The following is a 13,458-nucleotide window of genomic DNA, read 5'->3' as shown; positions in this document are numbered from 1 at the left end:
TGCACCGGACGATGACGAACGCGGCGACCGAGCTGTTCGGAACGGACGCGAAGCCCACCCGGCTCGCGTCCGTCCGGCGTGCCCTCGCGACGGCCGCTCGACCGGTCGCGTCCGCCGCGACCCCCGTCGTCCGTGTCGTGACCACGACGGGGTGGCTCGTCCTCGTCGCTGCCGTGGTGTTCCTCGTCGTCGGACTGCTGTTCTCCTGGTCGGAGTTCCTCGCGATCGCCTTCGCCGCGATCGGTGCTCTCGCCGTGGCTCTGATTTCGGTCCTCGGCCGGACGAGTTTCCGCGTCGACGTCACGCTCAGTCCCACCCGCGTCGTCGTGGGGGAGCGTGCGATCGGTCGCGTCGAGATCACGAACGTCGGAACGAGACGGACCTCCGCCACCCGACTGGAGCTGCCGGTGGGCGAGGGGCTCGCCGTCTTCGCGATCCCCGGGCTGTCGCCCGACGCCGCCACCGACGAGCTCTTCGCGGTCCCCACCCACCGACGTGCCGTGATCGACGCCGGTCCTGCCGTCACGGTGCGAGGGGACCAGGTCGGCCTCTTCCGTCGTACCGTGCGCTGGACGGACCCCATCGAGCTCTTCGTCCATCCCGTGACCACGCGACTGCAGCCGAGCGCCGCCGGACTCGTCCGCGACCTCGAGGGCCAGACGACGCAGAAGATCACCAACAGCGACATCGCCTTCCACGCCTTGCGCGAGTACGTCGTGGGCGACGACGTCCGGCACGTGCACTGGAGGAGCTCGGCGCGCACGGGCCAGCTCATGGTGCGCCAGTTCGAGGAGACGCGGCGGTCGCAGCTCACGATCCTGCACACGTCGGACGAGCGGTACTTCGCCTCGGCCGACGAGTTCGAGCTCGCCGTCTCGGTGACGGCGTCGGTCGCCACCCAGGTCATCCGTGAGGCGACGGCGATCGACGTCGTGACCGAGGACCGTCGACTGCGCACCCACACGGCCGGGGCCCTCCTCGACGACTCGTGTCGCATCGAGGTCCTGCGGGACGGCGCGGGGACCCCGCGCGACTTCGCCCGTGACGCCACCGCGATGCTCCCCGTGCCGAGTGTCGCCGTCATCGTCGCGGGCAGCCGCATGACGGCGACGGACTTCCGGGCGATCGAGAAGTTCTTCCCCTCGGAGACCCGTGTGATCGCCTTGCGCGTCGCCGCCGGCGAGAACCCGCAGGTGAAGATCGCCGGCGGTCTGCAGATCTTCACCGTCGGAACCCTCCGAGACCTGCCGAGAGTCCTGGCGAGGGCCTCGTGAGCGGGATCGAGGACACGTCGACGCAGGCGAACGCCGGGGTCGGGACGCGACGGGCGCGGCGGGCGGGGGCCGGGAGACCGCGGGCGGTCGGGCGCGGTGCGCGAGGCGCGGGCGGGTGGCGTCCACCCACCGCCGGGCTCGCGGGCAGCGCCGACAGGCGTTCCCTGATCGACCTCGGCGCGGTCTCCCTGCTCCTCGTGATCGCCCTCCTCGGTTTCGCCCCTGTCCTCGCGGGCGGATGGTTCGTCGTGGCCGGCGTGCTCGGCCTCCTCGTCGGCGTCGCATCCGGCTGGCTCTCGCGCGTCCTCGGCCTGTCGGCGATCCTCACAGCGCTCCTCGCGATCGTCCTCTACTTCCTCGTCGGAACACCGGCGGCCATCCCCGGGCAGTCGATCCTCGGTGTCCTCCCGACGCTCGGCTCGTTGCGCGGGCTCGCCATCGGGGCGGTGTTCGGCTGGGCCGACGTCCTCACCCTCGGCGCTCCGGCCGCTGCTCCCGACTACCTCCTCGTGCTGCCGTACGTCAGTGCCTGGCTCACGGGCCTCGTGACCGCCGTCCTCGCCCTCCGCTGGCTCCCGCGCGGCACCCGTTCACTCGGACGCGTCTCCGTGCTGCTCATCGCGCCGGCCGTGCTCTACGCCGCCACGGTCGTCATCGGCACGGACGAGCCGTTCTGGGCCGTCGTCCGCGGAACCGCGTTCGCCGTCGTCGCCCTCGTCTGGCTCGGGTGGCGCAATCCCTTCGGTCGCAACGCGAGCCTGCAGGACCGGGGGACCCTCGCACGTCGGAAACTCGTGGGCACCGCCGTGGTGGTCGCGGCCGGCGTCGCCGCCTCCACCCTCGGGGGCGCCGTGACGTCGCCGACGGTCGACGAGGCGCGGTTCGTGCTCCGCGACGTCGTGCAACCGCCCTTCGACCCGGTGGACTATCCCAGCCCGCTCGCCGGCTTCCGCAACTACACGGCGGACCTCGACGAGACGATCCTCTTCACCGTCGACGGCCTCGTCCCGGGCGACCAGGTGCGCCTCGCCACGATGGACCTGTACACGGGGCGCCTGTGGGACGTCGCCGGAGCGGATGTGGCCACGAACGGGTCCGGCTCCTTCCGACTCGTCGGCGGCACGTTCCCCGAGCCCGAGCTCTTCACGGAGGCGGACACGCGATCCCTCCAGGTGACCGTCGGAGGCTACTCGGGTGTGTGGATCCCCGGGGTCGGTGCTCCGTCGAGCATCACGCTCGAGGGTGCCGACACCGAGCGCGCCGAGAGCGTGCGCTTCAACGCATCGACCTCCACGACCGTCCTCATGTCGGGATTGTCGGAGGGGGACGAGTACGCGCTCACGAGCGAGACGCAAGTGGTGCCGTCGGACGACGCCCTCGCGAGCGTCGAGCCGGCCGCCGTCTCGATGCCGCCGGTCACCGACGTCCCCGAGGTGGTCGCGTCGAAGATGGCCGAGTACATCGGCAACGCGGCCACGCCGATCGAGCAGATGCGCGCCCTCGAGACCGCCCTGCACACGAAGGGCTTCCTGAGCCACGGACTCGCTTCCGACAGCGTGCCGTCGCGCGCCGGACACGGCGCCGACCGCATCGAAGAGCTCTTCACACGCAATCAGATGATCGGCGACCAGGAGCAGTTCGCCGCCGCCATGGCGCTCATGGTCCGCGAGCTCGGCTACCCGGCTCGCGTCGTGATGGGCTTCGCTCCGGAGAACGTCGTCGACGGCCAACCGACCGAGGTCCTGGGCGGTGACGTGACGGCGTGGGTCGAGGTCCCCTTCGAAGGTGTCGGATGGATCCCGTTCTACCCCACGCCGGACGAGACCGAGATCCCGCAGGATCAGAACCCGAAGCCCCAGACGGAGCCGCAGCCCCAGGTCCGTCAGCCTCCGCGCGTGGAGAAGAAGCAGGAGGACCTGCTGACGTCCGTCGACACCGAGGACGGCGACGAGGACGACAAGGACGAGGCGTTCGTGCTGCCGGCCTGGGTCGTGTGGACGGCCATCGGCGTCGCGTCCCCGTTCCTCCTCCTCGGACTCTGGATGCTCGTGATCGCGCTCGTGAAGAGTGCGAGACGGCGCCGTCGTCGTCGAGCGCCGACGGGTCACGAACGCGCCGTGGGTGCGTGGGAGGAACTCGTCGACGGCCACGCCGAACTCGGTTTCGCCGTCCCGGTCAACCAGACGCGGGCGGCCACGGCCTCGAGCTTCGCCGCCCAGCGTGCACGCGCCGGAGCGAAGAGGAGATCGTCCGCCGTCGAGGCGCCGGCGGCCGACCCCTCCGTCTCCGCCGCTCTCCGTGGTCTCGCGGCCCGTTCGGATGAGGCCGTCTTCGCCGGCGGCGATCCGTCCACAGAAGCGGTCGACGCGCTGTGGTCGGGGACGCGGAGCGAGGTGCTCGGGGCGACGCGCGGCGTAGGCTGGTGGAGGCGGCTGCGCAGTCGCCTCCGCGTCCACCGCTCGGGTACCGCCCGCTCGCATCGCGCGGACGCCGACCGATCACGACGACGGAAGGGGGCGACGAGCCGTGTCGCAACCGGACGCCCCTGAGCACTGGAACGGTGTTCCCATCCCGCCGCGCCCGCCCCTCCCCGGCGTGCCGGCGGCTCCTCCCGTCCCATCGCTCCCGCCCCTCGCGGCGGGACCAGCCGCGGCGGGACCAGCCGCGGCAGAGACGAACGCCGCCGTCGACTCATCCGCTCGCAACCAGCCCGCTCCTGGCCCGGCGACGGGTTCTGCTCCGCGTCCCGGCTTCATCGGGCTTCCCCCGGGCATGGGCGGGTCGGGCCAGCGCGCCCACGAATCATCCGCCGCCGCTCCCGCCGCCCCTCCACCCGCCCATGCAGACACAGACACGCACACAGACATGGACGCCCCTGCCGCGTCCTCTGAGCCTGCGGCACCTGTCGCACCTGCGGCACCCGTCCCACCTGCGGCACCCGTGATTCCTCCCGCATCCACGACTCCTCCGACGGTGGGGTCGTCCGCTCCGCCGTGGCCGGATGCGCCCTCGCTCGACACCGTGCGTCCGCCGATCGGCGGCGCCTCCGCTCCCCACCCGCCGGCCGACGTCCCGGTCACGGCTCCCACCACGATCGAGAGTCCTGTCCTCCACTTCCCCGACGGGTCGAGTGCGGTGATCGGGCGGGGAGTGCTGCTCGGCCGTGATCCGGTGACGCAGAGCGAACACCCCGCAGCCGTTCTCGTGCGCGTGCACGATGTCGCGAGGAGCGTCTCGAAGACGCACGCCCTCGTGACGTGGGAGCGGGGACACGTGTGGGTCTCCGATCTGCACTCGACGAACGGCACAGCGATCGTGGACGACGACGGCTTCGAGACGGCCTGCTCTCCGGAGGTCCCGACACCGGTGCCGAGCGGACACAGCCTCCTGCTCGGTGCCCTCCGCGTCGTCGTCCAACGCACCGGTCGGTGACCCTGACGGGTCCTCACCACGTGAGCCGATCGACCCCCCTTCCGTGGACTGCCGAGGGTCATGCCTCCCCACGTAGGCTGAGGAGTCAGGCTCGTGATCGAAAGGGTTCGAAAGTGTCGTCGCCGGGTTTCCGCTACAGTCTCGAGACTCCGGCCCCGTCGTGGTTGTACCTCGTCGGCGCCGAGACGGTCGTCGGCATGTTGACGCCCGTCGATCAGCCGGTCGTCGACGCCGTGTGGCGCGTCGTCTCCCGACCGGACACCCGCTTCGACGACGTCATCTCCGTCATCCCGGAGACGCTCGCCGACGGCCGACTCCTCTCGTTCGTCGCTCTCGCGGTGCGTCCGGACACGCAGGACACGGCGACGGTGTCCGCTCTGGTGCACGGCGACGGGATGCTCGACGTCGACGTCGTGGGAGGCTCCGCGCGAATCGCGCCGCCGGCCGACAGGGCGTGGGCGCGGTCGGAGCTCTCCGGGGTGATCGCCGTCAGTAGCATCACGCGCGGCGGCGCGGGCATCGGCGCATCCGTCGAGTTCCCCGTGGCCGGGGGGATCATCGTCGCGGATCGCATCGCCTGGGGTGCGCGGCGGATGCTCCCAGAGCAGCACGGCGTCGATCCCGACCGACTCGTGCGTGCGGCGGACCTCACGGGAGAGGTCGACAGGACGGTGCGGAGGGACGATCTCCCGACCGCGTCGGCGTCGGCGTCTGCGGCCGTGTCGGATCCCGCGACGTCACCACCCGGGTCAGGGGATCCGGCTGATGCGCCGGTCGGGCCGATCGCGACAGGATCGGTGCCCGTCGCCGCCGACGACATCCCGGACTCCATCCTGCATGACGGCCGAACCGTTCTGCGTTCGTCCCTCCGCACCGGTCAGGTGCGGTCGGCTGACGGGGTGGACCCGGGGACCCCCGACTCGGCGCCTCCCGCACCGCGGAGGCCGCCGACTTTCGCCTTCCGCGTCCGCGACGGCCAGCCGTACCCCCTCGACGTCGTGCACTACGTGGGACGCAATCCGAAGCAGCCCCGCATCCCCCTCAACGAGCCGGTGAGGCTCTTCTCCGTCGCCTCCCCGACCAAACTCGTGTCGTCGACGCACCTCGAGCTGCGGCAGCAGGGCGACTCCGTCGTCGTGACGGATCTGCGTTCGACGAACGGCACGTCCGTCATCCTCCCCGGCCGAGATTGGCAACGGCTGCGCGGTGGACAGGGCATCGCGGTGATCCCCGGGACCTTCGTCGACATCGGTGACGGAGTCGTCCTCGAGATCCTGCCACCGAGCTTGTCCGAGCAAGGCTCACGATAGAGGGGGCAACGGCGTCGAATCCGCCTAGGATTGTGCTCATTCGCGCGGCCGTCCAGCGGTGTCGTCGTCGGCGCGACAACCCGTGATCGGAGGTGACCCCGCATGAACTCCCGGCTGCCCTCCGCGCCGCCTGTTCTGCCCGGATTCACCTTCTCGGCCATCCTCGGTTCCGGCGGGTTCGCCGACGTGTTCCTCTACGAGCAGGATGCTCCGAGGCGACAGGTCGCCGTGAAGGTGATGCTGAGCGGATACGCCGACAAGGCCGCCAGGGACGTCTTCCGTGCGGAGGCCGACCTCATGGCGCAGCTCAGCACGCACCCGGCCATCCTGACGGTCCACCAGTCCGGCGTCTCGGCCGACGGTCGTCCGTACCTCGTGATGGAGATGTGCCCGACGAGCGTCGGAGACCGATATCGGGACCACCCGCTGAGCGTCGCCGACGTGCTCCGGATCGGCATCAAGATCGCCGGTGCCGCGGAGTCCGCCCACCGCGCCGGCGTGCTCCACCGTGACATCAAGCCGTCGAACATCCTGCAGACGGTGTACGGGAACCCGGTGTTGAGCGACTTCGGGATCGCAGCCGTCATCGGGACGGTCGCGCCCGACAGCAACGTCGGGCTCTCCGTCCCGTGGTCGGCGCCCGAGATCGTCTCCGGCGTCTCGACGGGTGGCATCTCGTCGGAGGTCTGGTCTCTCGGTGCGACGGTGTACTCGCTCCTCGCGGGACGGAGCCCGTTCGAACAGCCGGGCGGTGAGAATTCTCCGGCCGACCTCATGACCCGGATCGCTCGAGCCAAACTCCCCCCGCTCGGGCGCCCCGACGTGCCGGAACGACTCCATGACGTGCTGCGACGGGCGATGTCCCGACGTCCGGAGGCCCGGCAGTCGAGCGCCCTCGAATTCGCGAGGGAACTCCAGATGGTGGAGGCGGAGCTCGGCATCGCGCAGACGCACCCCGACATCGCGATCGACGGCTGGGCGCGAGCCGCCGTCTCCGATCCGGCGGATCGCACCCGCGCGAACGCCATCCGACAGGTGGACCCGGGGCGTCGTCCCCGCAAGACGAGGACGAGTCCCTCGGACGTCGCACCGGTCGAAGACGCGCGGACCGTGGTGCGCGAGTCGCTCGGATCCCGTGGTCGGTCGACCACAGGGGTGCGGGACGATCAGCGCAGAGGGTCGCGTCGTCGCACGGCCGTGATCGCCGTGTCGGCTGCCGTCGTGGTGCTCGCGGCCGCCGTCGCGACCGTCGTGCTCACCGGAGACCGCGGGGACGGGACCATCCCCGTCGTCAGCGACATCGCCGCCACCGTGGAGGACGGCACCGCCGTCTTCTCGTGGACCTCGGCTGACACCGTCGACGGTGACAACTTCGTCATCATGAGTTCCGACGGCAACGAGAGCACCCAGCGCACCTCCGAGTACCGCATCGACGGGACTCCGGGCGACTCCGTGTGCATCACGGTGGCCGTGCGCCGTTCCGGCCGCCTCGGGGAACCGAGCGCGGAGAAGTGCGTCCAACTCCCCGACGGGAGCGGATGATGCTGGGCGAATGGATCCGTCGTCGTCGCCGTCGACTGCTCTCGGGGACGGCAGCGGTGGGACTCGTCGCCGTGCTCGCGACGGTGGCCGTGACGTCCACGGGCTACCGGACGCAGAACACCGAGCTCGATGATGCCGCCGTCTGGGTCGTGAACGGCCAGGACGGCGCGGTGGGCCGGGCGAATCTCGAAGTGGGCGAGTTGAACAGCGCCTTCCCCGTGGAGTCCGCCGACCTGGACGTGCTGCAGAGCGGGGAGACGGTCGTCGTCGTGGACAGGGGAAGGTCGTCCCTGTCGCTCGTCGACGTGGCGAACGCCGTTCCGGGCGACGAGGTTCCTCTCCCGTCTGGCACCGAGACGGTCGGCCTCGCGGGCGACCGTGTGGTCATCGTCGCAGACGGCGACGTCTGGATCGTGCCGCTCGACGGACTGCGGGACTTCGACGCCACCACGGAGGCGACGCTGCAGTTCGGCGAGGGGGCCGTGTCCGCCATCACCCCCGGCGGACGTCTCGCGGTCTTCTCGCCGTCCGTCGGCGAGGTGAGCACATTCGACGCGGCGACCGAGGACGGGCCGAGCGAGTCGACGGAGGTCGATCCGTTCGACGGAGACGACATCGGGATCACGGTGATCGGTGAGACCGTCGCCCTGCTCGACAGGGAGAACGGGGTGCTCCAGGTCGGCGAGGAGCGCCGCACGCTCGACGAGTCGACGGTGGGAGCCGAGATGCAGGCCCCGAGCGATCAGGGCGACGCCGTCGCCGTCGCTCTCTCCTCTGGGCTCCTCGAGGTGCCCCTCGCCGGCGGGGACCCGAACCGTGTCGCGGACGCGCAGGGGTCACCGGTCGTCCCCTCGATGGTCGGCGGCTGCCTCTACGCGGCGTGGGGCGACGGCTCGCTGTGGGAGCGGTGCGGCTCGTCCGCGCCGCGATCGGCCGACCTCGACGGACTCGGGGAGTCGTCGGCCGCGACGTTCCGCGAGAACCGCGGTCGCGTCCTCCTGAACGACGGACGGTCCGGACGCTCCTGGGCCGTGCAGGACGGTGACGTGCTCATCGACAACTGGCAGGACCTCCTCGACGACGACGAGGACCGCCAGGACATCGAGCAGAACGACGAGGACGCACCGCGCGAGTACGACACCCGTCCATTGCCTCCGGTCGCGGTCGAGGACACCTTCGGCGCTCGCCCTGGACGCACCTCGCCGCTCCCCGTTCTTCTCAACGACTACGATCCGAACGGCGACGTCCTCGTGATCGACTCCGTCGGCGCGATCGCGGAGGACGCCGGCCGGATCGACATCGTCTCGGACGGACAGGCGTTGCAGGTCACCCTCTCCGAGGAGGCGAGCGGATCCCTCACCGTCGACTACACGGTGAGCGACGGCCGCGGCGGGTCGGCGACCGCCTCCGTCGAGGTGGAGGTGAGGGACGCAGAGGAGAACACGGCTCCCATCCAGGTGCGTGCACCGAAGACGCTCGTCGCCGCCGGCGGGCGTGTCTCGACCAATGCGCTCACCACCTGGTACGACCCCGACGGTGATCCGTTCTACCTCGTCTCCGCGACCGCGGCCGACCCGGAGCTCGCCGTGTCGAAGCCGGACGGCACCGTCGTCTTCACATCGTCAGGCGACACCATCGGTCGCTCCGACGTCGCGCTCGTGGCGTCCGATGGCAGCCTCGAACGCGCCGGACGGCTCTCGGTCACCGTTCGGGAGAGCGGGGACGTGCCCATCATCGTCGAGCCGTTCTCGGCCGTCGCGAATGCGAACGAGGAGATCACCGTCTCGCCCCTCGTCCGCGCTCGGGGCGGTGTCGACGCGATTCGTCTCGCCGGCGTGTCCGACAAGGACGGTGTCGCCGTCGTGCCCGACTACGACGCCGGCACGTTCCGGTTCACCGCGGCGGCGGCCGGCACCTACTACGTCGACTTCTCGGTCACCGACGGCACGAGCACGACGGCTGGTGTCGTGCGGGTCCAGGTCACGACGCCGCCGTCGGTCGGGGCCGCGCCGATCCCGGCCCCCCACACGGTCTTCGTGAGAGCGGGCACGCCTCACACCATCGACGTCCTCGAGACCGACAGGGATCCGGCCGGGGGAATCCTCCTCGTGACGGACGTCGACACCGAGGAGCTCGCATCGAGCATCCGGGTCGAGGTTCTCGAGCAGCGCTCGGTTCGCGTGGTCCTCACCGGTCCGCTCGCACAGCCCGTCACGGTGCCGTACACGCTCAGCAACGGATACGCCGAGGCGACCGGTTCGATCACGGTCATCGAGATCCCGGAGCCGACGAGACCGCAACCGCCGATCGCGACCGCCGATACGGTGTCCGTCCGCGTCGGCGACGTCGTCGACATCCCCGTCCTCGACAACGACGAGCATCCGGACGGCAGCCGGTTGACTCTGGCGACGGAGCTCCCGAGAGGACTGCCGGACGACCGGGGACTCGCCTTCGTGTCGGGAGACGTCGTCCGGTACCTCGCTCCGTCGACTCCCGGCGAATCCACCATCACCTATCGGGTGCTCGGACCGGACGGCCAGTGGGCAGATGCCGACATCACCCTGAGCGTGCGAGAGGTCGATCGTTCGTCGAACTCCGCCCCGGCTCCCCGGGCGGTCACCGCTCGCGTCTTCGCGGGGGAGACCGTGCGGGTGGAGATCCCCCTGTCCGGCATCGACCCGGACGGCGATTCCGTGCAACTCGTCGGCCAGTCGAGCTCGCCGGAGCGCGGAAGCGTCGTCGCGAGCGGTCCGACCTGGTTCGACTACCAGGCGGGTGCATACGAGGCGGGGACGGACACCTTCGAGTACACCGTCGTCGACGCCCTCGGCGCACAATCGACGGGCACGGTGCGCGTCGGTGTCGCGACGCGGGCCGACGCTGCACGCAATCCCATCGCCGTCGAGGACCTCGTGATCACGAGGCCGTCCCGCACGGTCACCATCCCGGTGCTCGACAACGACTCCGACCCGGACGGCGGCGCGCTGCTGATCGCGAGTGTCGAATCGACGGACCCCTCCATCGTCGCCTCGATCGTCGGCGACTCCATCGACGTCATCGTCCCCGCCGCCGAGGGCCGGTACGGCTTCGTCTACACGATCGCCAACGAGCGGGGAGGCACGTCGTCGAACTTCATCACGGTCGTCGTGGACGCCGATGCCGCGCCGGCGGTACCGGTCGCTCGCGACTCGATCGTGCGCGTCGAGGACGTGCTCGACCGAGACTCGGTCACGGTCGACGTCCGGGCGAACGTCCGGTACGTCGACGGCCCGGTGTCCGAGCTGTCCGTCGGCGTCCCCGATCGTTACGCCGACGTCGCGACCGTCGACGAGGACGGAGACATCGTCGTCCGGATCGGCGACGCGAGTCGGGTCATCCCCTTCCGCGTCTGGAACCCGGACGAGGAGGGCGTCGAGGGCTGGGCGTTCGTGCGTGTACCGGGACTCGACGACGCGCTGCCCCAGCTCCGCAGCACCGCAGCCCCGTTGACCGTGCGGAGCGGTGAGACGCTGCGCATCGACCTCGCGGACTACGTCGTCGCCATCGGTGACCGCGACGTGCGGATCACCGACAGCAGCGCCGTGCGTGCCACTCGTGCGAACGGGGACGATCTCGTCGTCGACGACGACACGCTCGCGTTCACGAGCGCCGACGCGTACTTCGGGCCGGCGTCGATCTCGTTCACCGTGACGGACGGAGCAGGCGCCGACGACCCGGCCGGACGCATCGCGACGCTCGTCCTCCCGATCACCGTCACCCCGCGGGACAATCAGCCGCCCGTGTTCGCCGGCGGAACGATCGACGTCGAGCCGGGTTCGACGCGCACGCTCGACCTCGCGCGCCTCACGACCTACCCGTACCCGGAGAACCTCGACGCTCTCTCGTACTCGATCCAGGCGCCCGCGCCCGAGGGGGTCGAGGCCTCGATCGACGGTCGCTCGCTCACGGTCGAGGTCGCGTCGACAGCCGACGTCGGTTCCACCGTGGCGCTCTCGATCGGTGTGGAGGACGACGCCAACGCCGGGACCGGCGGATCCATCGACCTCCGGGTCGTGCCGTCGACGCTCCCGCTCGCCGTCCCGCAAGCGGACACCGTGCAGCTGGCGCGCGGCTCGAGCGAGACGATCGATGTGCTCGCGAACGACGGGGCGACCAATCCGTTCCCCGACACGGCGCTGCGTGTCATCGACGTCAGGGGAATCGCCGGGGGCGGTCTGCCCGCGGGCGTCTCGGTCTCACCGTCGGCCGACCGGAGTCTGCTCACCGTGAGCGTCACGGCCGACGCGGCCATCTCCGATGCCGTGCTGCAGTATCAGGTGGCGGATGCGACCGGTGATCCGAGCCGGTTCGTGTGGGGGACCGTGCGCATCTCCGTCCAGGATCGTCCAGAGCCCGTGACGGCACTCGCCCTCCGTTCGGCGGGGGACCGGAGTCTCACCCTCGGCTGGACGCCAGGGAGCTTCAACAACGCGGCGATCCAGAACTTCACCGTGACGCTCATGAACGCGTCGACCGGAGCCGTGATCTCGTCGACTCCGTGCGCGTCGTCGACCTGTACCGTCCAGACGCCGGGAAACGGTCGAGAGAACGCCGTTCGGGTCCAGGTGACCGCGACGAACGCCGTCGGGACGAGCGAACCGACGACGCTCGGTACGCCCGTGTGGTCCGATCTCATCCCGCCGGCCCCCGAGAATCTCACATCGACTCCCCTCGACGGCGGGCTGCGTGTGTCGTGGACGAAGCCGTCGGATTCGTCGGCGGCCAGCCCGATCGTCGCGTACGACGTGACGGTCGGAGGGGTGACGCAGACGCAGACGGTGAGCCGGAGCGACCCAGCGGGAACGCGTTACGTACGGTCGGTCCAGTCCCCGTCCATCCCGAACGGGACGCCCGTGACGGTGACGGTGCAGTCCCGCAACGACTTCGCCGGTGCCACCCCGCAGTGGAACGCGGCCACGGGCTCGAACACACCGGCGGGCGCGCCGACAGCCGGGGCGGCACCGACGGCCGAGGCCGACCAGTCCTCCGGCACACGGGTCTCGGTGAGCTGGCCCGGAGTCTTCTCCGGCAACGGGGCGGCGATCCAGCGGTACTACGTCGCGTTGTCCTCCGACGGCACCCTCCCGTCGTGCCGGGTCGACGGTGTGACCGACGGGAACCCGCAGCTCCGCCTCTCCGATCCGGACGGTGAGCTCGTGGAGGTCGGCACCGCCACGTCGTACGTCTTCAGGGGGCTCACCCCGAACACCGACTACCGCGCCGTCGTGTTCGCCTACAACGGGCAGGGGTGCACGGAGAGCGCCCAGGTCTCCGCGACGCCGCTGCAGCGCCCCGGCACACCGACGGCGTCGTTCGGCCGGCTCGCGAAGTTCGGTGAAGGTCTCTACTCGTACGTCGCCGACGTGGACTTCGCCTCGAGCGGGGGCGCCCAGTCGACAATCGTCTCGTACCGGTCGACCGGTGGCGGGTTCTCCTCCGAGCGCACGCTCGACGACTCAGGGTTCATCATCCCGTCGGATCAGCAGTGGGGCTACGTGCTGCAGCTCCAGTTCCAGGTGTGCGAGACCTACGGAAGTACTCGGCTGTGCAGCGAGTGGTCTGGCGCGACCTCCACTCCGAATGCCGTCGTGAGCACGCGGGTGTCGCCGCAGACGAACGACCTCACGACGAGCTTCGCCGACGGTAAACCCATCGGCGGCGAGCCCGGCCCATACCTCCTGTTCAGCTGCGACAACTTCGCGACGGCTGGAACACCACTGGGTGTCACCGGGTCGTGCACGAACACGTCGGGCACTCGTGGCAACATCTGGGTGGAGGTCTCTCTCCCCGGTCAGCCCGTCCACAAGGACCAGTACAGGTCGTGACGGTGCAATGCCAGACTCCTTGAACCCGACGAAAGA

The 13,458-nt window shown here is 70.5% G+C and carries 6 protein-coding genes; all 6 read left to right on the top strand.

The window, feature by feature from the left end; translation table 11 throughout:
* Positions 1-11: 11 nt before the first annotated feature.
* Positions 12-1,274 (top strand): DUF58 domain-containing protein, encoded by a 1,263-nt coding sequence (locus CLV49_RS01840; RefSeq protein WP_106562015.1) that lies wholly within the window; start codon positions 12-14, stop codon positions 1,272-1,274.
* Positions 1,271-3,823 carry a transglutaminase TgpA family protein gene (locus tag CLV49_RS01835; RefSeq protein ID WP_106562014.1) on the top strand — a complete coding sequence of 851 codons (2,553 nt, stop codon included), beginning with the start codon at positions 1,271-1,273 and terminating at the stop codon, positions 3,821-3,823. The genes CLV49_RS01840 and CLV49_RS01835 overlap by 4 nt, the downstream gene beginning before the upstream one ends.
* 424 nt (positions 3,824-4,247) lie before the next feature.
* Positions 4,248-4,706, top strand: coding sequence for an FHA domain-containing protein (locus tag CLV49_RS01830; protein ID WP_158261879.1), 459 nt, complete (start codon positions 4,248-4,250; stop codon positions 4,704-4,706).
* Between the two features lie 113 nt (positions 4,707-4,819).
* Positions 4,820-6,016, top strand: coding sequence for an FHA domain-containing protein (locus tag CLV49_RS01825; RefSeq protein WP_106562012.1), 1,197 nt, complete (start codon positions 4,820-4,822; stop codon positions 6,014-6,016).
* 102 nt (positions 6,017-6,118) lie between these two features.
* Positions 6,119-7,558, top strand: a complete 1,440-nt coding sequence (locus tag CLV49_RS01820; protein WP_106562011.1) for a serine/threonine-protein kinase — start codon at positions 6,119-6,121, stop codon at positions 7,556-7,558.
* Complete coding sequence (locus CLV49_RS01815; RefSeq protein ID WP_106562010.1) at positions 7,555-13,422, top strand: Ig-like domain-containing protein; 5,868 nt, start codon at positions 7,555-7,557, stop codon at positions 13,420-13,422. Before CLV49_RS01820 ends, CLV49_RS01815 begins: the two co-directional genes overlap by 4 nt.
* Positions 13,423-13,458: the final 36 nt, after the last annotated feature.

It is taken from the genome of Labedella gwakjiensis (genome assembly GCF_003014675.1).
Lineage (GTDB): Bacteria > Actinomycetota > Actinomycetes > Actinomycetales > Microbacteriaceae > Labedella > Labedella gwakjiensis.
The sequence above is the reverse complement of the archived record's forward strand: the minus strand, read 5'-3'. Positions and strand labels throughout refer to the sequence as shown.

What these genes read in the sequence shown, in the direction of transcription:
- CLV49_RS01840 (WP_106562015.1), top strand. Translation starts at nt 12, where the DNA reads ATGACGAACGCGGCGACCGAGCTGTTCGGAACGGACGCGAAGCCCACC.
- CLV49_RS01820 (WP_106562011.1), top strand. Translation starts at nt 6,119, where the DNA reads ATGAACTCCCGGCTGCCCTCCGCGCCGCCTGTTCTGCCCGGATTCACC.
- CLV49_RS01815 (WP_106562010.1), top strand. Translation starts at nt 7,555, where the DNA reads ATGATGCTGGGCGAATGGATCCGTCGTCGTCGCCGTCGACTGCTCTCG.